The organism is Arthrobacter sp. SW1 (assembly GCF_001766675.1).
GTDB lineage: Bacteria > Actinomycetota > Actinomycetes > Actinomycetales > Micrococcaceae > Arthrobacter.
Genome location: NZ_MJLT01000045.1, coordinates 136,732 through 163,022 on the forward strand (window position 1 = coordinate 136,732; position 26,291 = coordinate 163,022).

At 66.1% G+C, this 26,291-nt stretch carries 25 protein-coding genes and 1 tRNA gene; 9 read left to right on the forward strand and 17 right to left on the reverse strand.

Annotated elements, in window-relative coordinates; translation table 11 throughout:
• The first annotated feature begins 1 nt into the window (after position 1).
• Positions 2–937, forward strand: coding sequence for a phosphoribosylaminoimidazolesuccinocarboxamide synthase (locus BIU82_RS14030; protein WP_070350077.1), 936 nt, complete (start codon positions 2–4; stop codon positions 935–937).
• Positions 938–999: 62 nt separating this feature from the next.
• Here the strand turns inward: BIU82_RS14030 and BIU82_RS14035 are convergent, their stop codons facing one another.
• Positions 1,000–2,283 (reverse strand): helix-turn-helix transcriptional regulator, encoded by a 1,284-nt coding sequence (locus BIU82_RS14035; RefSeq protein ID WP_070350078.1) that lies wholly within the window; start codon positions 2,281–2,283, stop codon positions 1,000–1,002.
• 139 nt (positions 2,284–2,422) lie between these two features.
• On the opposite strand from BIU82_RS14035, the gene BIU82_RS14040 reads away from it, so the two are divergent.
• Positions 2,423–2,674, forward strand: a complete 252-nt coding sequence (locus BIU82_RS14040) for a hypothetical protein (protein ID WP_070350079.1) — start codon at positions 2,423–2,425, stop codon at positions 2,672–2,674.
• A gap of 195 nt (positions 2,675–2,869) precedes the next feature.
• Here the strand turns inward: BIU82_RS14040 and BIU82_RS14045 are convergent.
• The 7 genes from BIU82_RS14045 to BIU82_RS14075 form a co-directional block, all read right to left on the reverse strand.
• Positions 2,870–2,946: transfer RNA gene (locus tag BIU82_RS14045), tRNA-Pro, on the reverse strand.
• Between the two features lie 81 nt (positions 2,947–3,027).
• Entirely contained in the window at positions 3,028–4,863 is a 1,836-nt protein-coding gene (locus BIU82_RS14050) for an ABC transporter ATP-binding protein (RefSeq protein ID WP_070350080.1), read from the reverse strand.
• On the reverse strand, positions 4,860–6,665 hold the full coding sequence (locus BIU82_RS14055) for an ABC transporter ATP-binding protein (protein WP_070350081.1): 1,806 nt from the start codon (positions 6,663–6,665) through the stop codon (positions 4,860–4,862). The genes BIU82_RS14050 and BIU82_RS14055 overlap by 4 nt, the downstream gene beginning before the upstream one ends.
• A 154-nt stretch (positions 6,666–6,819) precedes the next feature.
• Entirely contained in the window at positions 6,820–7,521 is a 702-nt protein-coding gene (locus tag BIU82_RS14060) for a type 1 glutamine amidotransferase domain-containing protein (RefSeq protein ID WP_070350082.1), read from the reverse strand.
• A 103-nt stretch (positions 7,522–7,624) separates the two neighbouring features.
• Entirely contained in the window at positions 7,625–8,500 is an 876-nt protein-coding gene (locus BIU82_RS14065) for a LysR family transcriptional regulator (protein ID WP_070350083.1), read from the reverse strand.
• Positions 8,501–8,503: 3 nt separating this feature from the next.
• Complete coding sequence (locus tag BIU82_RS14070; RefSeq protein ID WP_070350084.1) at positions 8,504–9,451, reverse strand: metallophosphoesterase; 948 nt, start codon at positions 9,449–9,451, stop codon at positions 8,504–8,506.
• Positions 9,452–9,454: 3 nt separating this feature from the next.
• On the reverse strand, positions 9,455–11,755 hold the full coding sequence (locus BIU82_RS14075; protein WP_070350085.1) for a transglycosylase domain-containing protein: 2,301 nt from the start codon (positions 11,753–11,755) through the stop codon (positions 9,455–9,457).
• Between the two features lie 37 nt (positions 11,756–11,792).
• Here BIU82_RS14075 and BIU82_RS19740 point away from each other — a divergent pair, with 37 nt between their 5' ends.
• Genes BIU82_RS19740 through BIU82_RS14085 form a run of 3 tightly spaced genes read left to right on the forward strand, consistent with a single transcriptional unit; the run spans position 11,793 to position 13,433 of the window.
• Positions 11,793–11,948 (forward strand): DUF4177 domain-containing protein, encoded by a 156-nt coding sequence (locus BIU82_RS19740; protein WP_139146621.1) that lies wholly within the window; start codon positions 11,793–11,795, stop codon positions 11,946–11,948.
• Positions 11,949–11,950: 2 nt separating this feature from the next.
• Complete coding sequence (locus tag BIU82_RS14080; RefSeq protein WP_070350086.1) at positions 11,951–12,487, forward strand: RidA family protein; 537 nt, start codon at positions 11,951–11,953, stop codon at positions 12,485–12,487.
• 34 nt (positions 12,488–12,521) lie between these two features.
• Positions 12,522–13,433: an NUDIX hydrolase gene (locus BIU82_RS14085; RefSeq protein ID WP_070350087.1), complete on the forward strand. Its 912-nt coding sequence runs from the start codon at positions 12,522–12,524 to the stop codon at positions 13,431–13,433.
• 51 nt (positions 13,434–13,484) lie between these two features.
• Here the strand turns inward: BIU82_RS14085 and BIU82_RS20325 are convergent, their stop codons facing one another.
• A complete protein-coding gene (locus BIU82_RS20325; RefSeq protein WP_363968134.1) occupies positions 13,485–14,171 on the reverse strand; it encodes a GIY-YIG nuclease family protein in 687 nt (228 codons plus the stop codon).
• Between the two features lie 26 nt (positions 14,172–14,197).
• On the reverse strand, positions 14,198–14,875 hold the full coding sequence (locus BIU82_RS14095) for a Crp/Fnr family transcriptional regulator (protein WP_013602309.1): 678 nt from the start codon (positions 14,873–14,875) through the stop codon (positions 14,198–14,200).
• Positions 14,876–15,100: 225 nt separating this feature from the next.
• Here BIU82_RS14095 and BIU82_RS14100 point away from each other — a divergent pair, with 225 nt between their 5' ends.
• Positions 15,101–16,285, forward strand: coding sequence for a MarP family serine protease (locus tag BIU82_RS14100; protein ID WP_070350409.1), 1,185 nt, complete (start codon positions 15,101–15,103; stop codon positions 16,283–16,285).
• Between the two features lie 7 nt (positions 16,286–16,292).
• Here the strand turns inward: BIU82_RS14100 and BIU82_RS14105 are convergent, their stop codons facing one another.
• Positions 16,293–16,853 carry an NUDIX domain-containing protein gene (locus BIU82_RS14105; RefSeq protein ID WP_083292353.1) on the reverse strand — a complete coding sequence of 187 codons (561 nt, stop codon included), beginning with the start codon at positions 16,851–16,853 and terminating at the stop codon, positions 16,293–16,295.
• Positions 16,854–16,857: 4 nt separating this feature from the next.
• A complete protein-coding gene (aroQ, locus tag BIU82_RS14110; RefSeq protein WP_070350089.1) occupies positions 16,858–17,325 on the reverse strand; it encodes a type II 3-dehydroquinate dehydratase in 468 nt (155 codons plus the stop codon).
• An 89-nt stretch (positions 17,326–17,414) separates the two neighbouring features.
• Between aroQ and BIU82_RS14115 the strand changes: the two genes are divergently transcribed.
• Positions 17,415–17,705 carry an antibiotic biosynthesis monooxygenase gene (locus BIU82_RS14115; RefSeq protein WP_070350090.1) on the forward strand — a complete coding sequence of 97 codons (291 nt, stop codon included), beginning with the start codon at positions 17,415–17,417 and terminating at the stop codon, positions 17,703–17,705.
• Here the strand turns inward: BIU82_RS14115 and BIU82_RS14120 are convergent, their stop codons facing one another.
• The 5 genes from BIU82_RS14120 to BIU82_RS14140 all read right to left on the reverse strand — a co-directional run bounded on the left by BIU82_RS14120 (position 17,706) and on the right by BIU82_RS14140 (position 23,641).
• Positions 17,706–18,017, reverse strand: a complete 312-nt coding sequence (locus BIU82_RS14120) for a hypothetical protein (protein ID WP_070350091.1) — start codon at positions 18,015–18,017, stop codon at positions 17,706–17,708.
• Between the two features lie 144 nt (positions 18,018–18,161).
• Positions 18,162–20,393, reverse strand: coding sequence for an alpha-galactosidase (locus BIU82_RS14125; protein WP_253182790.1), 2,232 nt, complete (start codon positions 20,391–20,393; stop codon positions 18,162–18,164).
• Between the two features lie 97 nt (positions 20,394–20,490).
• Entirely contained in the window at positions 20,491–21,843 is a 1,353-nt protein-coding gene (locus BIU82_RS14130; protein WP_070350092.1) for a sugar ABC transporter substrate-binding protein, read from the reverse strand.
• 40 nt (positions 21,844–21,883) lie between these two features.
• The gene (locus BIU82_RS14135) at positions 21,884–22,810 is read right to left on the reverse strand and encodes a carbohydrate ABC transporter permease (RefSeq protein ID WP_070350093.1); all 927 of its coding nucleotides are present in this window, start codon (positions 22,808–22,810) and stop codon (positions 21,884–21,886) included.
• 9 nt (positions 22,811–22,819) lie between these two features.
• Complete coding sequence (locus tag BIU82_RS14140) at positions 22,820–23,641, reverse strand: sugar ABC transporter permease (RefSeq protein ID WP_139146640.1); 822 nt, start codon at positions 23,639–23,641, stop codon at positions 22,820–22,822.
• Between the two features lie 456 nt (positions 23,642–24,097).
• Between BIU82_RS14140 and BIU82_RS14145 the strand changes: the two genes are divergently transcribed.
• On the forward strand, positions 24,098–25,117 hold the full coding sequence (locus BIU82_RS14145) for a LacI family DNA-binding transcriptional regulator (protein ID WP_070350095.1): 1,020 nt from the start codon (positions 24,098–24,100) through the stop codon (positions 25,115–25,117).
• A gap of 46 nt (positions 25,118–25,163) precedes the next feature.
• Positions 25,164–26,180, forward strand: coding sequence for a UDP-glucose 4-epimerase GalE (gene galE / locus BIU82_RS14150; protein WP_070350096.1), 1,017 nt, complete (start codon positions 25,164–25,166; stop codon positions 26,178–26,180).
• Positions 26,181–26,291 lie beyond the last annotated feature (111 nt).

Consider the following 26,291-nt stretch of genomic DNA (forward strand, 5'->3'; position numbering starts at 1 on the left):
CATGGCTGAACTCGCAAGCGGCGGTTTCGTTGCCGAAACCCTTGACCTTCCCGGCTGGAAGCACGTGTACTCCGGCAAGGTCCGCGACCTCTACGTCCCGGCGGACGACTCCATCAAGGAACAGATCGGCCAGGACTGCGTACTGGTGGTGGCCAGCGACCGCATCAGCGCCTACGATCACGTGCTCTCCAGCGAAATCCCGGACAAGGGCCGCATCCTCACCCAGCTGAGCCTGTGGTGGTTCGATCAGCTCAACGTGGAACACCACGTGCTGGCCTCCACGGTGGCCGGCGGCGTTCCGGAAGCCGTGGAAGGCCGGGCCATGATCTGCAAGAAGCTGGACATGTTCCCGGTGGAATGCATCGCCCGCGGCTACCTCACCGGCTCCGGCCTGGCCGAGTACAAGCAGTCCCGCACCGTATGCAGCATCCCGCTGCCGGAAGGCCTGGTGGACGGCTCGCGCCTGGACGAAGCGATCTTCACGCCCTCGGCCAAGGCTGAGGTGGGCGAGCACGACGAGAACATCACCTTCGACGCCGTTGTGGACGCCGTGGGCCCGGACGTTGCCGAGCGCCTGCGCGAACTCACGCTGGAGATCTACACCAAGGCCGAGGAGATCGCCCGCGGCCGAGGGATCATCCTGGCCGATACCAAGGTGGAGTTCGGCGTGGACGCCGCCAGCGGTGTGATCACCCTGGGCGATGAGGTCCTCACCCCGGATTCCTCGCGCTTCTGGGATGCCGAAAGCTACGCACCCGGCAAGGCGCAGCCGTCCTTCGACAAGCAGTACGTCCGCGACTGGCTGACCTCCGCCGAATCCGGTTGGGACCGCGCGTCGGATACCCCGCCGCCCGCCCTGCCGGCCGACGTCGTCGAGCGCACCCGGGCCCGCTACGTTGAGGCGTACGAAAAGCTCACCGGGCGTACTTTCGCCTGAGCTGCATAAACAGGAAGGGGCGGAGCCGCATGGCTCCGCCCCTTCCTGCGTTAAGTCCTGGTTCAGCTCGCCTTGGACGGGCTGACCGCGTGGTTGGCGGCTTGTGCGCGGCGCTCGGCCAGCCGGATCTCCAGCAGGGCGTCCATGGCCTGCTGCACACGGTCCGCGGCGCCGGCGGCAGTGAAGTCCGCCTGCGCTTCCTCCAGGTACACCAGGGCATCGGCGTTCTCGCCGGCGGCCTTGAGGGCCTTGCCGAGCAGGAAGGAGACTTCGCCGGCGGTGTGCCGGGCCAGGACGCTGCGGTCCGCGTGGATTTCGCGCAGTTTGGCGACGGCGGCCAGGATGTCCCCGGTGAGGTAGAGCCAGCGGGCGCGGATGAAGGCGACTTCCAACTGGTCGGTCTTGTTGCCGCCCACGATCGAGAGCGCGAGTTCGGCGCGTTCGATGGCGGAGAGGGTCTCCGGCTCAACGATGCCCGAGGAAAGCCGGACGGCTGCGGAGGCCTTGTTGAAGCGGGCCCAGAGTTCGATGTCGTTGGCGGGGGAAAGCAGCTTCGCGGCGCGCTCGTGGTGCTTGATGCCCTCGGCGTAGTCGTGCCGCATGAACGCCACGTTGCCCACCACCCAGGCGACCTCGCCGGCCAGTTGGGACATGGAGTGCTCATCCATCTGCGCCATCATGGCTTCGCAGTATTTCCATGCCTCGTCCAGTTTGCCGCTTTCGGCCAGCGCGCCGATGAGCGCGCGGTGCGCGCCGATGATCAGTGTGGACCCCTTGGGCAGCTGCAGGCTGAGCCGGACGGCTTCCGTGGCATGTTCGACGGCGGTGGCCAGCTGGCCCTGGCCGTGGCACACAGCGGCGAGCATCTGCCGGGCGCGGACGCCGAGACCGGCGGACTCCGTGGCCATGGGGTGCTCGAGGAGATGCTGGATGATCTTCTGGCATTCCTTGAGCTGGCCCTGCTTCATGACGCATTCGGCCTGCATGTAGGTCATGTTCCACCAGGCACTGGTGTTGCGGGCTTCGAGCGCGATCTGCGCTGCCGCGGCCGCGTGGCTGGCAGCAAGGGGATAGTCGCGCAGGTCCCAGGCCTGCCGGGCGTACAGGCCCGCGAGGACGTATTCGGCGTCGCTGACGGATACCGGCTGGCTCCAGGCCTCCAAAGCCTTGGGCGCAAGTTCAAGGCGGCGCGCGAGTTCTTCGATGACTTCGGCCGTGGGTTCGCGACGGCCGGTCTCCAACAGCGAGATGTAGCTGGGGGAGTAGAGGTCCTTGCCCAGTTCGGCCTGGGTCAGGCCCCGTTCGAGCCGCTCGGCACGGAGCTTTTCTCCGAATCCGTTGCCCACCGCGTCCTCCTAGATATGGTCCAATCAGGCTCTCTTGGAGGGTTAACCTTGACAGCCTCTGTGGAAAACATTTTACAATGTGTGTCAACAGGGACCGCACTTATTTCCATAACAAATCCGACTCGCATCGAGGGAAAACATGTTCAAGAAGATCGCTGCATCAGTCGCGTTGGCTGGTGCCCTTGCTTTTACGGCCGCGGCTCCGGCCGTCATTTCTGCAGCCCCTGTCGCCGACGCCGTCAACACGGTGCTCAGCATTGGGAACTGGCCCGACCCCATGCGGTCGCAGGCAATCGGCAACTGGCCGGATCCGATGCGCGCCCAGGCCATCGGTAACTGGCCGGACCCCATGCGCTCCACCCTGATCGGTAACTGGCCCGATCCCATGTAATATTCAATTGATTTGAGAAATTCCCCCGGCGTCTGGGCGCCGGGGGTTTTCTTTTGCTCGGGGGTGCCGTTTCCGGTCATGTTGTCACTAAAGACAAACCGGGCGCCGGATTGTTTAATCGCCGGGCGCTGCCCGCCGCGGAATTGTTTTGTTAAACAGCAAGGAGCCTTCCAAATGAAAGGCTCCTTGCTGGTTTGGTCGGGATGACAGGATTTGAACCTGCGACCTCTTCGTCCCGAACGAAGCGCGCTACCAAGCTGCGCTACATCCCGATCCGCTGCAAAAGCAACGTGTTCAAGGATAGCGGATTCCTGCCCCGGATGCGAAATCGGCCCCGCCGTCCTGCGGGTCCGTCATACGAGCGACTCTTTCCAGGCCCCGTGCAGGGCGGCGAAACGGCCGCCGCCGCTGATCAGCTCGGCCGGTGAACCGTCCTCAACCACTTCGCCGTCGTGGATGACGAGCACCCGGTCCGCGGACTCCACCGTGGAGAGGCGGTGGGCGATGATGATCGCGGTGCGTCCGGCGCCGTCGTTGTTTCCGGAGCCGGTGCCGCTGAGCAGGCTCGACAGGCCGGCCTGGACCAGCCGCTCCGAAGGGATGTCCAAGGAGGAGGTGGCTTCGTCCAGGATCAGCACCGCCGGCGCCGCGAGGAACGCACGGGCGAAGCTGATCAGCTGCCGCTGCCCGGCGGAGACCCGGCCGCCGCGCTTGTTCACGTCCGTGTCGTACCCCTCGGGCAGTGCCGTGATGAAGTCGTGGGCGCCCACGGCCTTGGCGGCGGCTTCGATTTCCGCGCGAGACGCGTCCGGGCGGCCGAGCGCGATGTTGTCCGCCACGGAGCCGCTGAACAGGAAGGCCTCCTGGGTGACCATGACGACGGCGCGGCACAGCTCGCTGCCGTCGAGATCGCGCAGTTCCACGCCGTCGAGCGTCAGGGAACCCGCGGTGACGTCGTAGAAACGGGCGATCAGCTTGGCGAGCGTGGACTTGCCGGCACCGGTCTGGCCCACCAGCGCCACGGTCTGCCCTGCGGGGATGTGCAGGTTCAGCCGCGGGACCACCAGCTTGCCGCTGCCGTAGCCGAACTCCACATCCCGGAAGGTGATCTCGCCGCGGGCATGCGGGAGGGGCACCGGGTTCTTCGGCGGGCGGACTGTAGGCACCTCCTCCAGCAGTCCGGACACCTTTTCCAGTGCGGCCTGCGCACTCTGGAAGGAGTTGTAGAACATGGCCATCTGGTCCACCGGCTGGAAGAAGCGCTTGGTGGACAGGATCAGTGCCAGGAGCACGCCGACCGCGAGGTCCCCGCTGAGCACCCGAAAGCCGCCGAAGAGCAGCACCACGGCCACGCAGACATTGCCGATCAGCACCAGGCCCGGCTGGAAGACGCCGTTGAGGTTAATCGAGCGGACCGTCACCGTGCGGTAGTCCTCGGAGAGCTGCGCGTAGCGTTCCGCGTTCTCGCGTTCCTTGCGGAAGGCCTTGACGGCGCGGATTCCGGTCATGGTCTCCACGAAATGCACGATCAGCCGTGCGGACACCACGCGGGATTCCCGGAAGGCGATCTGCGAATGCTTCTGGTACCAGCGGGCCAGGAAGTACATGGGCACGCCGGTGGCGAGCATGATCAGCCCGCTGCGCCAGTCCAGGGCGAACACCGTGATGGCTGTGAACACCATGAACAGCAGCCCGGACGCCAGGGAGCTCACGCCGGAATCGAGGAGTTCGCGCAGGGCCTCCAGGTCCGAGGTCTGCCGCGCGATGATGCGCCCCGAGGTGTACTTCTCATGGAACTCGAGGCTCAGCCGCTGGGTATGGCGGAAGACGCGTAGCCGCAGGTCCAGCAGCATCGCCTGGCTCAGGCGAGCGGTGGAGGTGACGTACAAAGCCGTCAGGGCCGCCGTCGCGATGGCCGCCGCGAGGTAGAGGACGCCCGTCAGGACCAGCGGTCCGCCGTCGCCCGATTGCAAGGCCGGGAGGGCATGGTCGATGCCGAACGCGATGATCGCGGGGCCTGCCACTCGGGTGGCCTGGGACAGCACCACCATGGCCAGGGTCAGCCGGAAGCGGGTGCGGACCGGCCGGATCAGCGAGCCGAGCAGCTTGAGGGAACGGCGCCGGACGGCCTTGCTGTCGCTGCGGCTCAGGTGCGCGTTGTCTTCGTTGGAAGTGCCGAATGAGCTCACCGCCGGGCCTCCTGTTCCAGTTCGTCGAGTTCGTTTTCCAGCTCGCTGTCCAGGTCCTTTGGACCCTCATCCAGGCTGGCGATCACGAAGCGGTAGTGGGCGTTGCGGGCCAGCAGTTCCGTATGGGTCCCGACGTCGGCGATCCGGCCGTCCTCGAGCAGCGCCACCCGGTCGGCCAGGGCCACCGTGGATGGCCGGTGTGCGACGATCAGCGTGGTGGTGTCCTTGAGGACCTTGCGGAGCCGGGCCTCGACGAGTTCCTCGGTGTTGACGTCCAGGGCGGAAAGCGGATCATCCAGGACCAGCACCTTCGGCTTCGCGGCGATCGCCCGGGCCAAGGCGATGCGTTGCCGCTGCCCGCCGGACAGGCTGAGCCCTTCTTCGCCGATCAGGGTGTCCACGCCGTCCGGAAGGGAATACGCGAAATGGGCCTGCGCGACGTCGAGTGCTTCATCCAAAGCCGCATCCGAGGCGTCCGGTGCGCCGAGCAGCACGTTGTCCCGCACGGAACTGGAGAACAGGGTGGTGTCCTCGAAGGCGACCGCCACCACGGTGCGCAGTTCCTCGACGCTGAAATCCCGCACGTCCACGCCGTCGATGTTCACCGAACCGTCCGTCACGTCGTACAGCCGGGGCACCAGCTGAAGCAGCGCGCTCTTGCCGCTGCCCGTCACGCCCACCAGCGCCATGGTCTCGCCCGGCCGGATGTCCAGGGTGATGTCGTGCAGGAGTGGCCCGCCGTCGTCGAACGCGAAAGAGGCGTGATCGAAGCGCAAACCGCCGCGCAGTTCCGCAGGGGAGCGCGGCCTGTCCGGGCTGGTGATGGTGTTCACGGTGTCCATGACCTCGAAATGGCGGTCCAGCGCGGACTTGGCCGTCAGGGCCATGGCCAGCAGCATGCCGGAGAATTCCACCGGCGCCGCCACCACGGCGGCGGTGGCGAAGAACGCCACCAGGGAGCCGATGCTCATCTCCCCGGTGGATGCCAGCAGGATGCCGACCACCAGCCCGACGCCGAGCGCCAGTTCCGGAAGCAGGGTCACCACCAGGCTGAGCTCGGCCTGCTGCTTGGCTTTGGCGATTTCGGTCTGACGGAGCTCCTCGGCCTGGCCGTTGAAGTTCTCGAGCGCTTCCCGGCTGCGGCCGAAGGCCTTGAGCACGCGGATGCCGTGGACGGATTCCTCCACGGTGGTGGCGAGGTCGCCGGCCTGGTCCTGGCTCAGCCGCGCCACCAGGCTGAAGCGGCGGCGGAAGCGGAAGGAGTAGACCATGATCGGCAGCGCGGCGGCGAGGAAGATCAGGGCCAGCTGCCAGCTCATGGCGAACATGACGCCCACGCCGATCGCCACGGTGAGCGTGGTGACCACCAGCATGATCGCGCCGAAGGCCATCCAGCGGCGCAGGAAGTTCAGGTCGCTCATGGCACGGGACAGCAACTGGCCCGAGCCCCAGCGGTCGTGGAACGCGACGCTGAGATCCTGCAGGTGGTCGTAGAGCGAGACCCGCATGCGGGTCTCCACCGTGGTGGCCGGGTTGATGACGAAGAAGCGGCGGAGCGCCACGAGTCCCGCTTCCGCGAGGCCCAGCAGCAGGATCACGACGGCGGATATCCACACCGCGCTTCCCGCGCCGCCGGGCTTGAGGAAGTCGTTCACCAGGACCCGGAGGACCTGCGGGATGGCAAGGGCCACCACGCTGGCCAGGAGCGCGCTGACGAGGCCCAGGAGCAGGCGGGGAATGATCGGCCTGACGTGGGGGTAGAGGCGTTTGATGGAGGTGAAGAACGATGTTTGCTTGGACATGCCCGCTTCTCGACCGCTGAATTCTTCGGAAGGTGGTTTCCTGTAGCAACCACCCTAGGCCATGAAAGAGTCCTTTCACAGGAGAAACAGCCGGGCCGCCCCCGGTATTCCGGAGGCAGCCCGTTTTATGCCGTATGCGTTGGCGTTCTTGGCGTCAGCCCTGCAGTGCTTCCAGCACCGCGGCGGCAACGGCCGCGCTGGACTGCGGGTTCTGGCCGCTGATGAGGTTTCCATCCCGGACCACGAAGCTGGACCAGGCCTCGCCGGCCTCCGTCACGGCGCCGCGCTCGCGCAGCTTGCTGGCCACGAACCACGGGGTGTTCTCGCCCAGGCCGCCGGTGCGCTCCTCCTCGTCGGTGAAGACGGTGAGCTTGCGGCCGGCGAAGACGAAGCTGCCGTCCTGGCGGCTGGCGCTCAGCAGGCCCGCCGGTCCGTGGCAGAACGGCGCGATGACCGTGCCGACGTCGTCGGCTTCGCTGAGGATGGTACCCAGGGTGGCATCGAACGCGAGGTCCGTCATGGGGCCGTGGCCGCCGGGCAGGACGATCGCCGCGTAATCTGCGGCATTCACCTGATCGAGGGACAGGGGCGCCTTCAGCTCGGCGGCGATTCCATCCAGGTAGGCGGACAGCTCAGCAACGGCTTCTTCGCTGCCGACGTTCGCGACGGCGAGGGAGCCGGGGTCGACGGGAGCGGGCTTGCCGCCCGGGGTGGCAATGACGACGTCGTGGCCGGCGGCGGTCAGCTCGCGGTGGGCGACCACGAGTTCTTCGGCCCAGAAACCGGTGGCGTGTTCGGAACCGTCGGCGAGGGTGAGGGAATCGGCCGCGGTGGCGACCATGAGGATCTTGGACATTGTGTTCCTTTCGACGTCACCGAGTATGCGCGTGTGCTGCTGCGCCCGGTGATCCGAAAATTTTGGTGGCCCATCCGATTCCTGATGGCCTCAGCTGCCGGCTTCAGCCGGTGGCGCTCCTGAGCGCGGCGAGGAAGGCCCGCAGTTGCGGATTGCGGCTGCTTTCGCCGGCGCGGACCGCGAGGTGCACCGTGTTGAGCGGCGGCACTTCCGGGGTGTGTAGCTGGACGAGCGCGCCGTCCCGGAGCTCCTCTTCGATGAGGTAGAGCGGCAGCACGGACATTCCGAGCCCGGATTTCACGGCGACCCGGATGCCGCGCAGATCCGGCACGACGGCGGCAGTCGCCAGATGCGCGGGGCGCCTCCCGAACACGGTACGCCAGTAACGGCGGATGATCGGGAGGTTCTCCGCATACGCCACCACCGGGACGGCGTCGAGCTCCCTTTCGGAGGTCCCCGACCAGGCGGGTGCCGCCACCAGCGCGAACTCCTCGTCGAAGAAGGGCTCGGACTCGATGCCGCGGATGCGCGGCAGCACGGAACTCAGCACGACGTCGAGGACGCCGGTGCGCAGCTTCTCCAGGAGGTCATCGGCCAGGCCGAAGCTGATCCTGACCGGCGCCTGCGCCGCTTCGGTGATGTCTTTCAACCGGGGAAGCAGCAGGTGGCTGATGAGTTCGGCCGGTCCGCCGAACTGGATGGCCGTGGTGGTGCCGGCGCCGGGCAGGGAACTGGCGATGTCATCCAGGGCGTCGATATGCGGGGCGACGTCGCGGATAAGCGTCTCAGCCCGGGTGGTGGGCGCCACGCCGGTACGTTGCCTGACGAAGAGCGGGAAGCCCAAGCCGGATTCAAGCGCGCGGACGTGGCTGGTGACGGTCGGTTGCGAAATGCCCAGCAAGGCCGAGGCTTCGGTGAACGATCCCGTCCGGTACACCGTGACGAAGGTCCGCAGATGCTCGAGGTCCGGGGAGGCCATCGTTTAGTCGCGGGCAGTCAGCGTCAGCAGCACGGCTTCCGGGCGGCAGGCGATGCGCACCGGGGCGAAGCGCGAGGTGCCGATGCCGCCGGAGACGTTCACCGGCGTCGTGTGTCCGTTGCTGTCCCAATCGTGCAGGCCTTTGGCACGCCACGTGGGGAGGTCGCAATTGGAGACCAGGGCGCCGTAGCCGGGGATGCAGACCTGGCCGCCGTGCGTGTGCCCGGCGAGGATGAGGTCGGCGTCGGCCTCGGTGAAGTGGTCCAGCACGCGCTGGTACGGGGCGTGGATGACGGCGACCCGCAGGTGCGGCTTCTTGTCCTGGCCGGCGGTTCCACGCGGCCAGCCCGCGTAGCGTTCGCGCTTGAGGTGCGGATCATCCACGCCGGAGAAGTCCAGCCGGACGCCGTTCAGCGGGAACGACTGGTGCCGGTTGGTGAGGTCGATCCAGCCGGACATGCCGAAACCTGAACGCAGCCGCGGCCAGTCGAGCTTCACAGGGTCCTTGCGCATACGGCTGGGGCCCATGAAGTAACTCAGGGGGTTCTTCAGGCCGGGAGCATAGTAATCGTTGGAGCCCGGGACGAAGACGCCGGGCAGCGCAAGCAGCGGGCGCAGGGCCTCCAGCAGCGGATCGACGGCCTTGGGGTGGCTCAGGTTGTCGCCCGTGTTGACCACCAGGTCCGGTTCCAAACCAGCCAGGGACTGCAGCCACGCAGCCTTCTTGTCCTGGCCTGGGACGAAGTGGATGTCGCTCAGGTGCAGCACGCGCATCGGCGCCGAGCCGGCCGGGAGAATCGGCAGGGTCTCCTCACGGAGCGTGAACTGGTCCTTCTCCCACCAGCCGTAGGCGGCGGCAGCTGCGCCGGCCGTAGCGCCGACGGCGGCAGTGACGGCAAGGCCGCGTCCGAAATCACGGACGCGGCCTGCCAAAGTGGTCTGGGCGGTCATGGGTTACTTGTCTTTACCCTTGTTGTCGCCGCCCTTGTCGCCGCCTTTGTCACCGGAGTCGGACCCCTTGTCGTCATCCTTGGCGTCGTCACCCTTGGTGTCCTTGGGAGCGGGCGGCGGAGCCGGGACGTACTGCAGGTTGGACGGCGGCTCCGGGAACGGATCCGTGCCGTAGCGCGGAGCCGTCTGCAACATGTAGTTGGCGAACTGCGGGCCGGCGATCATGTAGCCGTCAATGTTCGAGTAGAACTGGCCGTTGATGGTGAGGTTCCGACCGTAGCGGTCCTGGCTGCCCAGCGGATCGCCGAACCAGGAGGCTGTGGCCAAGCCGGTGGTGTAGCCGACGACCCAGGTGGAGCCGTTGGAGTTGTTAGTGCCGGTCTTGGCGGCGATGGGGAAGTTCGTGCTCGTGGAGATCCGCGGCTTGATCCAATAACCGGAACCTTCATTCAGGACGGTCTGCAGGGCCTTGTTGACGCCCTTGGCAACGTCGGGGGAAATGGCATCCCGGCAGTTGCTGGACTGCGCCGGAAGCTTCGCGCCTGAGGGGTCGGTCACCGATTCAATGGCGATCGGCTCGCAGTACTTTCCATCGTTTGCGAAGGTGGCGAAGGCGCTGGCCATGGTCAAGGGCGCCGTCTGGCGGGAACCCAGGAGGTTGGCCAGCGTGGTCATCGGAATCTTCGGATTGGGATCGGTCACCTTGCCGTCTTCGCCACGGGCAGGCAGGCCTTCGTGGATGCCCACGGCGTCCACGATCTTTTGGATGCCGCAAAGGTCCACCTGCGCTGCAGAGGCAAAAGTGGCGGTGTTGATGGAGTTTGCCAAGCCATACAGCACGCTCATCGGGCGGTAGTAACCCTCTTCGGCGTTCTGGAGGTCATCACTGCCCGCCACGTTGCTGTCGTACCAGCCCGTGGTCGGGGTGGGGCAGGTGTTCTTCCACGGGAAATCGATGGGGTACTTACGGGCCGCGGCATTGACCACGGTATTCATCGACCGGCCTTCGTTGAGCCACTGAGCGAAGGTGAAAGGCTTCATGGTGGAGCCGGTTTGGAAACCACCCAGGCCGTTCAAGTCATTGCCCTTGGCGTCCAGGACGTCCACATTGAAGTTCTGTTCGGCCTGGAACTTGCCCGGGGACGGCAGCCACACGGTGTTCTGTGCCATGGAGATGATCTTGCCGGTCTTGGGCTGGACGGAGACCAGGGCTGCGCCCCACTTGTCCGGGTTGGCGCCGGCGGACGCGTTCACCTGCTCCTGGGCCACGGCCTGTGCCTTGGGATCCAGGGTGGTCTTGATGGTGAGGCCGCCACGCATGACACGGTTGGTGCGCTCTTCCGGGGTGGAACCATACGCCGGGTTGTTCAGGAGCAGGTGGAAGACGTAATCACAGAAGTACGGGGCCATGGTGGCATAGGCGCAACCCTGGCGGGCCGGGGTCACCTTGGTGGTCACCGGGGTGGCCACGGCTTTGTCGTACTCGGCCTTCTTGATCTTGCCCTGGTTCAGCATCAGCTGCAGCACCAGGTCCCGGCGGGATTTGGCGTTCTCCGGGTTGGCGATCGGGTTGTAGTAGCTGGGGCTGTTCACCACGCCGGCCAGCAGGGCAGCCTGCGGCAGGGTGAGGTTCTTGGCCGTGGTGCTGAAGAAGAACTTGGACGCGGCTTCGATGCCGTAGGCGTCCCGGTTGAAGAAGACGATGTTGAGGTAGCCCTCAAGGATCTGCTCCTTGGAGAACTTCTTCTCCAGTGCGATGGCGAGCTTCATTTCGCGCAGCTTGTCCCCGACGCCCTTGTTGACGCCGTTGAGCTTGACCTCGGCATCCTTGCCCTGCGAAACGAGGGACTCGTTGATGACGTTGTTGACGTACTGCTGCGTGATGGTGGAGGCGCCCTGCCACTGGCCGCGTGCGGTGCTGACCACGGCGCGCAGGATGCCGGTGGTGTCGATGCCGCCGTGCTCGTAGAAACGGCTGTCCTCAACCGCGATGACGGCGTCCTTGATATAAGGGCTCATCTGGTCCAGCGGGACGCGCGTCCGGTTCTCGGAGAACAGGGAAGCGATCTTGGTACCGTCTGCCGCCAGGATGGTGGTCGACTGGCTGGGCGGGTTCACCTGGAGCTCCGCCGGCAGGGTGTCGAAGAACTTGATGGAGCCGGTGGCGGTGCTGCCGGAAAGCGCAGCCGCGGGCACCAGCAGGCCTGCCACCAGGACGCCGCAAATGGCACTCACGCCAAGGAAAGCGACGATCTTTCCGAGGGTGGTGGCAGTATCGAATATGGGGTTCTTGCGAGTCACCATGTTTTCCACTTTACCGGCAAGGGCTACGCTTTCTCTCATGACCAAATGGGAGTACGCGACGATTCCGCTCATTATTCACGCCACAAAACAGATCCTCGACACCTGGGGTGAGGACGGTTGGGAACTCGTCCAGGTAGTCCCCGGTCCCGATGGAAACGGCCTGGTGGCCTACCTTAAGAGGGAGAAGCAGTAACTATGACGAGCCCCGCAGAAACCACGTCTGGCGCGGAAACCCCGGCACCGGCATCCGCCGTCGAACAGCGCCTGGCCGAGCTTGGACTCGCCCTTCCGGAAGTAGCGGCTCCCGTTGCCGCGTACGTCCCGGCAGTAGTCTCCGGCAACTACGTTTACACCTCCGGCCAGCTGCCGTTTGTTAATGGCAAACTCCCAGCTACGGGCAAAGTCTCCACCGGCGACGAAGGCCAGTCCGAGGAAGCAACGGTTGCTCCTGAAGACGCCAAGAAGTACGCTGAAATCTGCGCCATCAACGCCCTGGCAGCGGTCAAGAGTGTCATCGGCGACCTCGACCGCGTCACCCGGATCGTCAAGGTGGTCGGCTTCGTTTCCTCCGATCCCTCCTTCACCGGACAGCCGGCAGTCATCAACGGCGCCTCCGAGCTCCTCGGGAAGGTCTTCGGCGACGCGGGCATCCACGCACGCTCCGCCGTCGGCGTTGCGGTCCTGCCGCTCGACGCTCCCGTTGAGGTCGAGCTGATCGCCGAATTCAGCTGACCGCCGACCCCAAGCAAGGAACCGGTCACAGCAAGTGCCACAGCTAGCCCGACGCCTTTTCGTGTTGCCCCCCGATCTTGAGGGGGCAGCACGGAACTGGCTTCAGCTCGGCGAACGGAGCCCCCGCGCCGCGCGATACGCATCATCGGTAGTCCTCCTCCGCGACGCCCCTGGCGGCCTGGAGACCTGGATGGGGTACCGTCCGGGTTCTTCCCCGCTGGGCGTGGTCGCCTTCCCGGGCGGCTCACTGGACGCCAGCGACGACGACGCCCTCGGCTGGCTGGGTCCCTCGCCCCAGCAGTGGGCTGAGGCCCTCGGAACGGACGACGTCGGACTCGCCCGCCGCCACGTGGTGGGAGCGATCCGTGAACTCTTCGAAGAAACCGGCGTCCTCCTCGCCGGCCCGGACCTGTCCTCCACCGTGGAAGCCACGTCCACCCCTGAATGGATGAAGGCCCGCGAGGCCGTGGCTGAACAGGAGAAATCCTTCGCCGACGTCCTCGCCAAGCGTGGCCTCTCGCTGCGCACCGACCTGCTGAAACCGCTGGTCAACTGGCTCAGCCCGGACTTCGCGCACCGCCGCTTCAACACCCGCTACTTCGCGGCAACCATCCCGGTGGGCCAGACCCCGTCCCTGCTGGAAAGCAAGGGCGTCTGGGGCCGTTGGGTCCGCGCCTTCGAGCTCATCGCCGAACGCGACACCACCAACCTCGGCGATGAAATCGGCCAGCCCAACACCGTGGGCCTCACCTTGGGCCAGCTCTTGGTGCCGGGCTCCGAAATCATGCTCGAAAAGATGGCCGCGGCCCAGGGCTGCATCGCCTACCTCAGCTACAAGCGCAAGCACCACGTCTACCAGCCGCGCCTCGTCGAAGAGAACGGCACACTGATGCTCGAAGTCGAAGCAGCCCGAGCCGTAGCAGGAGAGCCGCAAAGGGAGCGCTGAGTTCTATGGTGGTCGAGCTTGTCGAGACCTGGTGGTCGAGCTTGTCGAGACCTATTGCCGTCCATGCGAACCACGGTTTGCCGAAAGCCTCGGCAAGTCGGCGTACCGACCAGCAATGAGGGCCTCCCGCTTGGCCCGGCTCCACCCTTGGACCTGCTTCTCCCGCGCGAAGGCCTCGTCCACGCGCGCGTATTCTTCAAACCAGACCAGTTCCACGGGCCGACGACGGCGTGTATACGCAGCCCCTTCTCCTGTCTGATGTTGGGCGAGGCGTATCTCCAAGTTTTGGGTGCTGCCCACATAGTAGGAGCCATCCGAGCAGCGGAGCATGTAAGCAAAAGGCATGAGGCAATTCTGCTCGGCATCTTTGATCCGGAAAGGATCCGGTCTGCCTATGTGGATAAAGGTCTCGACCCCCCGCGGGTCTCGACAAGCTCGACCAGCGGGGTCTGGACGGGTTCGACTAGCGGCGTCTCGACCACCGGGGTCTCGACAAGCTCGACCACCGGCGGGTCTCGACGGGCTCGGCCACCGGGGTCTCGACAAGCTCGACCACCGGCGGGTCTCGACGGGCTCGGCCACCGGGGTCTCGACAAGCTCGACCACCGGCGGGTCTCGACGGGCTCGGCCACCGGGGTCTCGACAAGCTCGACCACCGGCGGGTCTCGACGGGCTCGGCCACCGGCGGGTCTCGACAGGCTCGACTGCCGGGCACAAGTAAGGCCGGCTCCGAATCATCGGAGCCGGCCTTCTCGCTTTGACGCTTAGCGGGAGCGCTGGCGCAGGCGCTGCATGTCCAGGATGACCACAGCGCGGGCCTCGAGGCGGAGCCAGCCGCGCTGGACGAACTCGGCCAGGGCCTTATTGACGGTTTCGCGGGAAGCGCCGACCAGCTGGGCCAGTTCTTCCTGGGTGAGCTCGTGGGCTACGAGGACGCCGTCCGTGGCGGGGCGGCCGAAGCGGTCGGCCAGGTCCAGGAGGGCCTTGGCCACGCGGCCGGGGACGTCCGAGAACACGAGGTCGGAGAGGGAGTCGTTGGTGCGGCGCAGGCGGCGGGCCAGTGCCTGGAGGAGCTGTGCGGAGACCTCGGGACGGGTGCGCAGCAGGGTGTTGAGGCTTTCGTTCTTCAGGCCGGCCAGGCGGGTCTCCGAGACGGCGGTGGCCGTGGCGGTGCGCGGGCTGGGGTCGAAGAGGGCCATTTCGCCGAAGAGCTCGCCCGGGCCGAGGATGGCGAGCAGGGACTCGCGGCCGTCGGGGGAGGTGCGGCCGAGCTTCACCTTGCCGGAGACGATGAAGTAGAGCTGGTCACCCTGGTCTCCCTCGCGGAACACCGATGCTCCGCGGGAAAGGTCCACTTCGGTCAGCTCGTCCGTGAGCAGCCGGAAGGCGTCGTCGTCAAGGGTGGCGAAGAGGGGTGCGCGGCGCAGTACCTCGATGTCCATGAATTCTCCTGAGTAAAAGTTCGGCAGTGGCGCTTCAGTCATTGTTCCAGAATTTTTCGGGCTCTGTGACGTACTTGGCAGCCGAAACGCCCGAAATTCAGCGGATATCACCGAAAACGGGCTGGGTGGTGAGGATCTGCACACGCCGCGGGTCGCCGTCGCTGTCGGCTGGCTGTCAGGGGCCGCATCTACAATTGGGGCTTACCCCGGCCGTGAGGAGCATTGGTGTTTGGCTTGACCATCCTGGATCTGGCGTTGATCCTGACGCTCATTTCCTACCTGATCTACGGCCTGCGCAATGGTTTCCTGGTCACACTTGGTGGCGTGGCGGGTTTTGCCGCGGGGGCGATGGCCGCCGTCGTCGCCGTTCCGCTGGTGAGCGGCTGGGTGCCGGAGAGCGGCTGGCGGTTGACCGCCATCATCGCTTCGGCGGTGCTGCTGATCGTGTTGGGCCACGGCCTGGGCACGTGGGTGGGCCACAAGATCCGGCAGGCCGTGCGGATCAAGCCTTTGCATGCCCTGGACCGCCTGTTGGGCGGTTTCGCGAGTGTCGCTGTGGCGGCGCTGGTGATGTCGATGCTGTCTTTCAGCATTGCGTCGCTCGGTGTGCCGTTCGTCTCGCAGCAGCTGGCCGAATCCAAGGTGATCCGCTCCATCGACGCGCTGACCCCGAACCCGGTCAAGTCCGCCGTCGCGCAATTGCGGTCTGCCGTGATGGGCAACGGCATCCCGAAGATCATTGAGGGGATCGGCCCGGTGGCGCCGGTCCCGGTGCCGGACGCCAGCACGGATACTCCTGCCCTGAACAACGCCGCGCGTTCGGTGCTGAGGATCGCGGGCACCGCGTACCAGTGCGGCCAGAACCAGACCGGAAGCGGATTTGTGGTGTCGCCCGGGCGGGTCGTGACCAACGCCCACGTGGTGGCCGGCGTGCCGCAGCCCGTGGTGGAAACGCCCGACGGCGGTGCGCTGCCGGGCCGGGTGGTCTATTTCGACAGTAAGCGGGACCTCGCCGTCCTCGCGGTTGAGGGACTGCCGACGGCGCCGCTTCCCTTGGGGCCGGACCTCCCCACCGGATCCGCCGCAGCCTTCGCGGGTTACCCGCACGGCGGTCCGTTCCAGTCCAAACCGGCCACGGTGCAGGGCGTCTCCACCTTGCTGGTGCCGGACATCTACGGCAACAACCCGTCGCCGGAACGGGTCTACAAACTTGCCGGCGATGTGCAGCCGGGCAACTCCGGCGGGCCGCTGCTGTCCCAGCAGGGGCGGGTAGCCGGCGTCATCTTCGCGAAGACGACCTCCGACGTCGCGGTGGGCTACGCGCTCACCATGGCGGACCTGGCCCCGGTGGCCGAGCGGGCACCGGCGCTGAGCGCGGCGGTTTCGGCGGGGCAGTGCACGCGGAAGTAGGCGGACCTTAACCCAAGCGGCCTTGACCCATCCGCGCCAGGACGCCGTCGAGGCGCCGCCGGAATTCGGGCGCTACCGGCTCCGGAAGGGCGGCCAGCGGGAACCAGCGGACGGCTTCGGATTCTTCGCTGACCGTGGGTTCCGGTGTTCCGTCCGTGAAAACCGCGACGCCGATATCCAGGTGTGAGCGGCAGTGGCCGAACGCTCCGGGCAGGGCGTGGTGGTCGAGGTCGACCACCTTGGCATCGTTGAGGAGATCGCGCGACAGTCCGGTTTCCTCAATGGTTTCGCGGAGCGCGGCCTCCGTGACCGCGGCGTCCCCGTCCTCCAGATGACCGCCCGGCTGGACCCAGAACCTGGCCTTGCCGTGGAAGACCAGGAGGATGTTTTCCTTGGCTGCGTCCAGGACGAAGGCACTCGCGGTCAGATGCGAGGGTAGGGGGCGGCGGCTGAGGATGTCGGCGCCGTGCGCCAGGCCCTCGAGGAAGTCCTCCTTCGCTGCCTCTTCGCGGGCCGTGAGGGGTTTCCAGGAAACAATGGCGTCTTCGGCTGACGCGAGCAGGCCCATGCGGCTAGGAAACCGCGCCGGCCAGGAAATCGATGGCCAGCTTGTAGCCCTGCACGCCCGCGCCCACAATCACCGCCGTGCACACGGGGGACAGGTAGGAGTGGTGCCGGAATTCCTCACGCTTGTGCACATTGGTGATGTGGACCTCGACGGCGGGAAGTTCGACGGCGGCCAGGGCGTCACGCAGTGCCACTGAGGTGTGCGTGTAGGCGCCGGCGTTGATGACGATTCCGGCGGCGGTGCCGCGGGCTGCGTGGATGGCGTCCAGGAGGTCGCCTTCGTGGTTGGACTGCACGCAATCCACGGTGAACCCGTGCGCCGCCGCCGCGTCCATGGCGAGCTGTTCGACGTCGGCCAGGGTGGACGTGCCGTACTTTTCCGGTTCGCGGGTGCCCAGCAGGTTCAGGTTGGGACCGTTCAGGACCAGGATGGTGCCGCGGCCGGCAGCGGTGGCGGAGGATGCGTCAGTCATGCCTGCAATCTATCGCGTCGGAGGCGCCGGACGGGGAGCTGGGCCCTAGGGTTACGTTCAGCGTTGTCCCTGCCGTAGAAAGGAACACAGTGCCGGAAGTAACCCTCAGCGGCGAGCTCGTGTGCCATACCGCCGTTGAAGCCGAGACCGTGGCCAGGTACCTTCCCTTGCACCTTGAACTGACCCGTGCCGAAGAAGGCTGCCTGTCCTTCGAAGTGACGCGGACGAGCGACCCGCTGGTCTGGCGGGTCGAGGAGCGCTTCCGCGATGCCGAGGCTTTCACAGGACACCAGGAACGCGTTGCCGCGAGCGAATGGGGCAGGGCCACGGCCGGGATCGAGCGGCGATACACCATGACAGGGATGGAAACCGGCTCCTGATCAGGACGTCCAGTGCAGCTGGATGGCCTCGGCGATCCGCCCGGATTCCACGTTCACCCTGAACGCCACCGGCGCCTTGCCCGTTTCCTCCACCACTGAGTCGCTGTAGACCCGCCCACAGGAGGGGCACAGCGTGAACAGCTCGCCGTCGTCGGGCCAGGAAGCCAGGCCTGCCGGAACATCCGGGCCGGCGTGGATGGGCACGCCATCGGAGTTCGCCGGGATCAGCCCGTCCCTGGCAACTGTGTTGCCGCAGACGCAAGTGATCGTGGTGACATCGTGGCCGCTGACGGTGGCGGATTCGGTGTCCATGGCAGCCTCCCGGCGATCGAAGGACCCTTAGCCACAGCCTACGCCGGGGCGCGCAACAGCAGGGGAAAACTGCGGGGCCCGCTCTACGCCGAATGCGCGGGGCAAAGGACGCAGAGCGGGCCTCACAACGCAGGACAACGGTGCCTACACCGCGCTCACCTTCAGCAGCAACGCGTGCTCTGGCCGCAGCACAGGCAGCGGCAACCCGACCTCGGTGAGGAAGCGGCCGCTGGCGGTCAGGCCGCCGTCGAGCCATGCGGGTGGCTGGATCTGCACGAAGGGGCTGGCGGCGTCGCCTTCCACCGTGACGGGGAGGTCGGCGGAGGTGGGCATCAGCGCCTCCACCTTGTACGTCCGTTCCGGGTCCAGGCCCGGAATGCCCACCCGGCCCGGCACCTCGGCGGCGATCGAGGCGAGCACGACGGCGGCGAACAGCGCCTCTGAGCGGTCCTGCGCCACGACGCCGTGGAGACGCAGTTGCGGCTCGCCCAGGTCCGCATGCACCCGTACCCCGGAATGCAGGAGGCCGCGGTGCTCTTTGTAGATCGAGATGATCCGCTTCAGCACGATCCGTTCCCGCTCCGTGGCCTGACGGATGTCCCATTCCATGCCGAAGTGGCCGAACAGGGCGGTGATGGCGCGGAAAGTGATGTCGTGCGTGCGGCCCGTGGTGTGCGAGTGGGTCGGGCCGACATGTGCGCCCACCAGTTCCGGCGGGAGGACGGCCTGAGTCCAGCGCTGGATGGTCTGGCGTTCCAAGGCGTCGTTGCAGTCCGAGGCCCACACGCGGTCCGTGCGTTGCAGGATGCCGAGGTCCACGCGGGCCCCGCCGGAAGAGCAGGACTCGATTTCCACGTGCGGGTGCGCGGCCTTCAGGGCATCGAAAAGCCGGTACGCGGCGAGCGTCTGTTCGTGCACGGAGGGCCGGCCGCGGTGGCCGTGTTCGGTGAGGTCCCGGTTCTGGTCCCACTTCAGATAGGCGATGTTGTTTTCACGAAGCAAGGCGTCGATGCGCTCGTAGATGTACTGCCAGGCCTGCGGGTTGGCGAGGTCGATGATGTGCTGGTTGCGCCATTCCAGCGGCAAGCGCCCGCCGTCCTTGTGGGACTTGGCCGCCGGGCCCACGATCCAGTCCGGGTGCGCACGGGCGACGTCCGAATCCAGGTTCACCATTTCCGGCTCCACCCACAGCCCGAACTCCATGCCGCGGGAATTCACGGCGTCGATCAACGGGGTGAGGCCTTCCGGCCACAACGTCTCGTCCACGAACCAGTCGCCCAGCCCGGCGTGGTCGTCGCGGCGCCCGCGGAACCAGCCGTCGTCGAGCACGAAGCGCTCAACGCCCAGCTCCGCCGCAGACTCTGCCAGCTCGATCAGCGGCTCGATCCGATGGTCGAAGTACACGGCCTCCCAGGTGTTCAGGACCACCGGCCGGGCCTTGCCCGAGCCGCCGCGCTCGCCGTCGGCGCTCTGCGTGCGGACGTGCTGCGGGCGGGCGCGGAACCAGTCGTAAAAACGCTCCGTGACGCCGTCCACGCCGCGGTCCGAATACGCTGCGTAGAGCACCGGGGTCGCATATGAGGCGCCGGAGGCGAGGACGATCTCGCCCGGTCCCAACAGCTCCGCGGCACCCAGCATGCGGCGGCCGTCGGCAAGGGAGTCGAGGTACTGTTCGTGGTTGCCGGACCAGCCGAAATGCACGGCCCACACCCGTCCCGAACGGTTGGCGAAACCTGCCGTGCCCGCGGCGACGAGCAGCGACGAGTCGTGCCCGGTGCGGCCGTGCCGGCCGGAACGGACCCAGGTGCCCTGTGCGATCTGGTGCCGCTGCGGGTGGTTTTCGCGGCACCAGCGGCCAGTGAGGTCCAGCAGTTCGACGGCGTCCCCCGGCACCGGGAGCACCAGCCCCAGTTCGTCCAGCTGGTACGGCGTATCCCCGGTATTCGTGAGCGCGTGGCTCAGTTCCAGCAGGCCGCCCGGGTTCAGGTGCAGCATGGTGCGGACTTCGAGGCCGGCCTCCGGATCGCTGTGAAGCACGACGGCGGTGTCCCCGCCGTTCTGTGCCGGCACCCGCTCAGCGGATACCACCCGCAGCGCGGGGGAGAAGGCGAAACCGGGTACTCCGCCGTCGCTGCGCTGCCCGCGCGGTCCCGGACGGCCAAGCCAGCCGGAGGAAGCCTGGGGGAGCAGCCCGCCCACGATCGGGGTGTCGAGGGCCGAATGCGGCACCGGAGCACCGAGCAGTTCGAGATCCGGCAGCTCGCTGCCGAGGTCCGCGCCCCAGTGGACAACCTGGGCCTCGCCGGTATGGAAAGCGAGAAGCAGGCTCGTTCCGGCGGAGCGCAGATGGAGCGGGCTCGGGTACATGGAGTCCATGGGGTGTCTTTCTTTTCTGGCAACGCGGGGTCACTTACGGCCGGTGTTGCGGCGCAGGATGGGCCGTAACTGACCCCGCGTTGCGGAGGAGGGGGTGCTACTTGGCGAAGAGGGAGTTGACCTGTTCATTGGCCGCGGACAGTGAGCTGGCCGGGGCCTTTCCGGTGACGACGGCGTCCATGGCGGGCTTCATGATGCCTGCCACCTTGGCGGCGTTGTCCGTGATGGGCAGCATGAAGGTGGTCTTGTCCTTGACGTGCTGGGTGAAGGCGCTGACGTCCACACCCTTGGCCTTGAATGCTGCCGCGGCCTTGTCCGAAGAGCCCTTGATGGCGGGAAAGACGACGGCCTTCGCGGCCACGACATCCTGGCAGGCGGCGGAAGCGAGGTACTCGACCCACTTGACGGCGGCGTCCTTCTTCTTGGTGCCCGCCCAGATGGAGTCGGCCAGGCCGTTGAACATCGAGGCACGCTGGCCCTCGGGGCCCTGCGGGGTGGGCGCGATGCCGACGTCGATTCCCTTGTAGCCCGTGTACTGGCCGATCATCCATGAGCCATGGCTGTTGATGGCTGCCTTGCCGGCGCCGAAGCTGTCTGCAGCGTTGGCGCCGACGGTGGCTTCCAGCTTGGGCATGTAGCCCTTCTGGGCCAGCGAGGCCCACCACGCGATGGTGTCCTGGACGCGCTTGTCGTCGTAGTTGTAATGGGTGCCCCAGGGGTTCTTGTCCGTGGTGGTCCAGCCGAGGGACGCTGCCAGGAAGCTCCACTCGGTCTGGCCGGCGTTCTCCCCGCCGGAACCGCCCAATCCAAGGCCGTAGACGGCCACGTTGTTCTTGTCGAAGCCGGGCTCGTCTCCGCGCTTGCCGTTTTTGTCCACGGTGAGGCGGGCGATTGCCTTCTCGTAGCTGCCGCCGTCCTGCGGGTTCCACTTCAGGGAGGCCATCTGCTCAGCCGTCAGCCCGGCGTCGGCGGCCATCTTCTTGTTGTAGAACAGGGCGACGGTGTCCCAGTCCTTGGGCAGGCCGTAGCGTTTGCCGTCCTGGCCTACCCAGAGGTCAGCGAGGCCCTCGTTGTACTGGGAGAGGTCCACCTTGTCGTTGGCTACTGCGTCATCGAGCGCCACCAGCTGTTTGGTCTTGATGAAGTCCGGGTACTTGGCCAAGTGGTTGGTGAATACATCGGGGGCGGTGCCGGCGGCCATGCCGTTGGTGATCTTTCCCCAGTAGTCGTCCCAGCCGGTCTGGGTGATCTTGACCTTGATGTCCGGGTGGGTTTTTTGGAAGTCCGTGGCGCACTGCTGGTAGGCGGGGAGCTGGTTGGCGTCCCAGAGCCAGTAGCTGATCTCGCCCTTGGCGGAGTCACCGCCGGTGCTTCCGCCACCGCAGGCGGAGAGCGCAAGTGCGGCGGCAGCAGCGACGGCAACGGCGCCGATTGCCTTCTTGGTGTTCATCGTGGGTCCTTACGTTTGATGGATGCGGGGATGGGGGAAGCTATTTGGTTCCGTTGAAGCCGATGGAGTTGACGATCTTCTTGCCGAAGAGGGCGAAGAGGATCAGCACGGGCGTGGCCGAAACAAGCGTGGCGGCCATGAGGCCTGACCAGTCCGGTGCACCTTGCGGGGACTGGGACTTGAAGACACCCAGGCCCACGGTCAGTACCCGGGATTCTTCGGAGGTGCCTACGAGCAGGGGCCAGAAATATTCGTTCCACTGCCCCATGAAGGTGAGCAGCGCGAGCGTGGCGATCGGGGCGGCCGCGTTCGGCATGACGATCTGGAAGAAGATCCGCCAGTGCCTGGCGCCGTCGAGCATTGCTGCCTCTTCCACTTCGCGGGACATGTTCAGGAAGAACTGGCGCATGAAGAAGACGGCGAACGGCGTCATGAACAGGTACGGCAGCACCAGGCCGAGCATCGAGTTGAGCAGGCCCAGGTTCTTCACCAGCAGGAAGTTGGGCAGCGCCGTGAAGATCGGCGGTACCAGCATGGTGGCGAGGAAGAGGGAGAACACACCGTCGCGGCCCTTCCAGCGCAGCCGGGCGAAGGCGTAGGCGGCCATCGAGCTGAAGAAGACAGCGCCGGCGGTGGTGATGCTGGAGAAGAGCAGCGAGTTCCAGAGGTACTGCCAGAAGTTGATTGACGCTCCGGAGCCGCCTTCGGCGATGGCTTCTTCCGCGGTCTGGAGGCCGAACACGCGCTTGAAAGCGCCGAGGTTGAAGTCCGCCGGCAGCAGGCTTGCCGAGTTGGCCGCGAGGGAACCGTTGGTGGAGAGTGCCGTGCGCAGCACCCAGTAAAAGGGGAGGACGCTGACGGCGATCGCGACGGCGAGCAGGACCCAGGCGATGGTGCGGCGCCAATTGAACGGCTTCTTTTGCGGACGCCGGCGGGAGTCCGCCGGGCGGGTGTCGATGGTGGTCATGGGGTGTCCTTAGTCCAGGTCCGACTGGTTGCCGCGGAGGGACTTCATCTGGATGAAGGCCACGAGGGCGAGGATGAGGAAGAGGATGACGGCGAGGGCCGAGCCATAGCCGAAGTCCTGTTCGTTGAAGGCGCGCTGGTAGATGTAGAACTGCAGCACGCGGGTGGCGTTGACGGGCCCGCCGGCGGTGGTGACGGCGACGGTATCGAAGACCTGGAAGGACCCGATCACGGTGACCACCAGGACCAGGACCAGTACCGGGCGCAGCAGCGGGAGGGTGATCCGCCAGAAGGTGCTGATGGCCTTGGAGCCGTCGATGCTGGCGGCTTCGTAGACGCTGTGGGGAATGGCCTGCAGGCCGGCGAAGATGAGCAGCGCCGTGTAGCCCATGTGGCGCCAAGTGTTGATGAGGGCCTGGGTGGGGATGGCCCATTGCTCGCTGCCGAAGAAGGCCACGCGGGGCAGCCCGGTCCATTCGATGAGCTGGTTGACGATGCCGATCTGGTAATCCAGCATCCAGAACCACAGCAGGGCGGCGATGACGTTGGCCATCAGGTAGGGCATCAGGAGCGCCCCGCGGACGATGGTGGACTTCGCCACCCGGTGCATCAGGATCGCCAGGCCGAGGGCCAGCGCGGTCTGCAGCACGATGTTGATGAGGACGTACTGGCTAGTGACGCCGAGGGCGTTCCAGAACAGCGGATCCTTGGCGATGCGTTCGTAGTTCCGGGTGCCGATCCATTCGGGGTCGCCGAGGATGCTGTACTCGGTGAAGCTCAGGTAGATCCCGCGGATGGTGGGGACCAGGTAGAAGAGTACGAAGCCGAGCATGGCCGGTGCGATGAAGAGGAGCGCGATCTTGAGATCGCCGGTGCCGCGGAAGTCCGCGGCAGGCTTTCCCCGTCTCCGCGACTTCTGCGGCCCACCGGCCGAGAGCCCCGGACCGGGCTGTTTGGTGAGCGTGGTCATCTTCGACCTTTCGGTGTGACATGGCTAACAACTGGGTTGAATCTACACGAGTAGATTTCTGGGCGTCAAGGGCTGATGTTAACTTTTGTTAGAAATTTTGTTCTTTATTGCGTTCTGATTGACTCGAGTAGATCCCGCTGCGACACTCAAGGAACTCCACACCGCGAGGCCCAAGGAGGAGCCGGACAATGACGTTTTCACTCGGAACGGCAGGCGCCGGGCAGTTTGTCGGCCAATTCACCAAACCTGCCCCGGAAAGCCTTCATGCACAGGCCGCTGCGCCGCGGGCGGAAACGGTCCCCAACTAGGATGTTGGCTATGCCGGACCTCTCCGCCTCCCTGCCTGCCGCCGTCACGCGCAAGGACGTTGCCCGCTTGGCGGGCGTCAGCACCGCCGTCGTGAGCTATGTGGTCAACGGAGGGCCGAAGAACGTGGCGCCGGCTACGCAGGAGAAGGTCCGGCAGGCCATTGCCACGCTCGGCTACCGGCCCAACGTCACGGCGCGGGCCCTCAAGATGGGGTCTTCGCGCATCCTTGGGATGGTGGTTCCCAAGATCACCAGCCCGTTCTTCGCCAAGCTGGCCCAAGCCGTCGAGAAGGCCGCCGAGGACGAAGGCTATGCCATGTTGCTGGGTGACTCGCGCGATTCGCTCACCGTGGAACGGCACCACCTGAGCAACTTCGTGGATCGCCAGGTGGACGGAGTGTTCCTCTGCTCCGTGCTGAACCACCGGCCGGAAGTCGGTGAACTGGAACGCCGGGGCATCAGGACGGTCCTGCTGAACTTCTCCGAGTACCCCTTGGAGATTGATGCCATCGGCCCGGAATTCGTGGGAAGTTCCCGCCGGGCCGTGGAACACCTGGCAAGCCACGGGCACCGCGACATCGCCTTGGTGCAGGGCCTGGTCACCGGAAATACGCTGGACGGCCGCGAAGTCGGCTGGCGGGAGGCGCTCAAGGGCCTGGGCGCCTCGGAGGGCCGGATCTTCCGTTGCACCTTCGACCGGCCCGGCGGCTACGACGCCGGCCAGCGCTTCCTCGCCTTGGCGGACCGCCCCACTGCCGTCTTCGTGACGTCTGATGAACAGGCCGTGGGCTTCCTGAAGGCACTGCACGAGGCCGGCCTGCGGGTCCCGGAAGACGTCGCCGTCATGTCATTCGATGGCTCCGAGGAAGCTGAATTTTCCTGGCCGCCGCTGAGCACGGTCCGGCAGCCCGTCAAGCAAATGGCCGAGGCCGGTGTCCGGGCTATCATCGGCTCCGGGCGGGACGAAGCGCCGCGCACCCAGGTGTTCGACTGTGAGTTGGTCCTGCGTGCGTCCTGCGGCTGCCAATGATCTCCTTAAGACTGAACTCCTGAAACTGAAGACGGAAAAGGAAACCATGAAGATTCTTGTTACCGGCGGCACGGGCTATATCGGTTCGCATACGGTGTTGGCCCTGTTGGAGTCCGGCCATGAGGTGGTTGTGGTGGACAACCTGGTCAACTCGTCCGAAGAGTCCCTGCGCCGGGTGGCCGAGCTGGCCGGCAAGGCTGCGGTCTTCGTTGAGGCTGACCTGCTGGACGAGCCGGCATTGGAGAGTGTTTTCGGGCAGCACAGCGTTGACGCGGTGATCCATTTCGCGGGGTTGAAGGCCGTGGGCGAGTCCGTGCAGCAGCCGCTGGCGTACTACCACAACAACATCGTGGGCACCCTGAACCTGCTCCGGGCCATGGATGCGCATGACGTACGTTCGATCGTGTTCTCTTCCTCGGCCACTGTGTACGGGGAGCACAACCCGATCCCGTACATCGAGAAGATGGAGATCGGGGCGAACAACCCCTACGGGCGTACCAAGGAACAGATCGAAGACATCCTCACCGACCTCGGCGCCGCGGACACCCGCTGGCATGTGGCACTGCTGCGCTACTTCAACCCGGTCGGCGCGCACCCCTCGGGACGGATCGGCGAGGACCCGCAGGGAATCCCGAACAACCTCGTCCCGTTCATCGCGCAGGTCGCCGTGGGCCGGCGGGAGAAACTGATGGTGTTCGGCGGGGACTACGACACCCCGGACGGCACGGCCCTGCGGGATTACATCCACGTGGTGGACCTCGCCGACGGGCACGTCGCGGCCCTGGATTACGTCGCCACCCGGCCCGGCGTGCACCGCTGGAACCTGGGCTCAGGGCGCGGAACTTCCGTACTGGAGATGCTGCATTCCTTCGAAAAAGCGGTCGGCCACGCCCTGCCGTACGAGATCACTTCCCGCCGGCCCGGCGACCTGCCCGCGTTCTGGGCCGACGCGTCCTCGGCCCTGGCGGACCTGGGCTGGTCCACCACCAAGACCATCGACCAGATGACCGAAGACCACTGGCGCTGGCAGAAAAACAACCCCAACGGCTACAACGCCTCCTAGCCAGGCCCGGCACACCGGAACACACGACAGACGGCCGCCCACCTCGAAAAGGTGGGCGGCCGTCGTCGTACCGTCCCTGTTTACAGGGCCGGGCCGCATGAAGAGATCCTC

Excerpts from the sequence above, each read along its gene's own strand:
- BIU82_RS14030 (WP_070350077.1), top strand. The coding sequence starts at position 2 with ATGGCTGAACTCGCAAGCGGCGGTTTCGTTGCCGAAACCCTTGACCTT.
- BIU82_RS14040 (WP_070350079.1), top strand. The coding sequence starts at position 2,423 with ATGTTCAAGAAGATCGCTGCATCAGTCGCGTTGGCTGGTGCCCTTGCT.
- BIU82_RS14055 (WP_070350081.1), bottom strand. The coding sequence starts at position 6,665 with ATGTCCAAGCAAACATCGTTCTTCACCTCCATCAAACGCCTCTACCCC.
- BIU82_RS14060 (WP_070350082.1), bottom strand. The coding sequence starts at position 7,521 with ATGTCCAAGATCCTCATGGTCGCCACCGCGGCCGATTCCCTCACCCTC.
- BIU82_RS14065 (WP_070350083.1), bottom strand. The coding sequence starts at position 8,500 with ATGGCCTCCCCGGACCTCGAGCATCTGCGGACCTTCGTCACGGTGTAC.
- BIU82_RS14070 (WP_070350084.1), bottom strand. The coding sequence starts at position 9,451 with ATGACCGCCCAGACCACTTTGGCAGGCCGCGTCCGTGATTTCGGACGC.
- BIU82_RS14075 (WP_070350085.1), bottom strand. The coding sequence starts at position 11,755 with ATGGTGACTCGCAAGAACCCCATATTCGATACTGCCACCACCCTCGGA.
- BIU82_RS19740 (WP_139146621.1), top strand. The coding sequence starts at position 11,793 with ATGACCAAATGGGAGTACGCGACGATTCCGCTCATTATTCACGCCACA.
- BIU82_RS14080 (WP_070350086.1), top strand. The coding sequence starts at position 11,951 with ATGACGAGCCCCGCAGAAACCACGTCTGGCGCGGAAACCCCGGCACCG.
- BIU82_RS20325 (WP_363968134.1), bottom strand. The coding sequence starts at position 14,171 with ATGATTCGGAGCCGGCCTTACTTGTGCCCGGCAGTCGAGCCTGTCGAG.
- BIU82_RS14095 (WP_013602309.1), bottom strand. The coding sequence starts at position 14,875 with ATGGACATCGAGGTACTGCGCCGCGCACCCCTCTTCGCCACCCTTGAC.
- BIU82_RS14105 (WP_083292353.1), bottom strand. The coding sequence starts at position 16,853 with ATGGGCCTGCTCGCGTCAGCCGAAGACGCCATTGTTTCCTGGAAACCC.
- aroQ (WP_070350089.1), bottom strand. The coding sequence starts at position 17,325 with ATGACTGACGCATCCTCCGCCACCGCTGCCGGCCGCGGCACCATCCTG.
- BIU82_RS14120 (WP_070350091.1), bottom strand. The coding sequence starts at position 18,017 with ATGGACACCGAATCCGCCACCGTCAGCGGCCACGATGTCACCACGATC.
- BIU82_RS14125 (WP_253182790.1), bottom strand. The coding sequence starts at position 20,393 with ATGGACTCCATGTACCCGAGCCCGCTCCATCTGCGCTCCGCCGGAACG.
- BIU82_RS14130 (WP_070350092.1), bottom strand. The coding sequence starts at position 21,843 with ATGAACACCAAGAAGGCAATCGGCGCCGTTGCCGTCGCTGCTGCCGCC.
- BIU82_RS14135 (WP_070350093.1), bottom strand. The coding sequence starts at position 22,810 with ATGACCACCATCGACACCCGCCCGGCGGACTCCCGCCGGCGTCCGCAA.
- BIU82_RS14140 (WP_139146640.1), bottom strand. The coding sequence starts at position 23,641 with ATGCTCGGCTTCGTACTCTTCTACCTGGTCCCCACCATCCGCGGGATC.
- BIU82_RS14145 (WP_070350095.1), top strand. The coding sequence starts at position 24,098 with ATGCCGGACCTCTCCGCCTCCCTGCCTGCCGCCGTCACGCGCAAGGAC.
- galE (WP_070350096.1), top strand. The coding sequence starts at position 25,164 with ATGAAGATTCTTGTTACCGGCGGCACGGGCTATATCGGTTCGCATACG.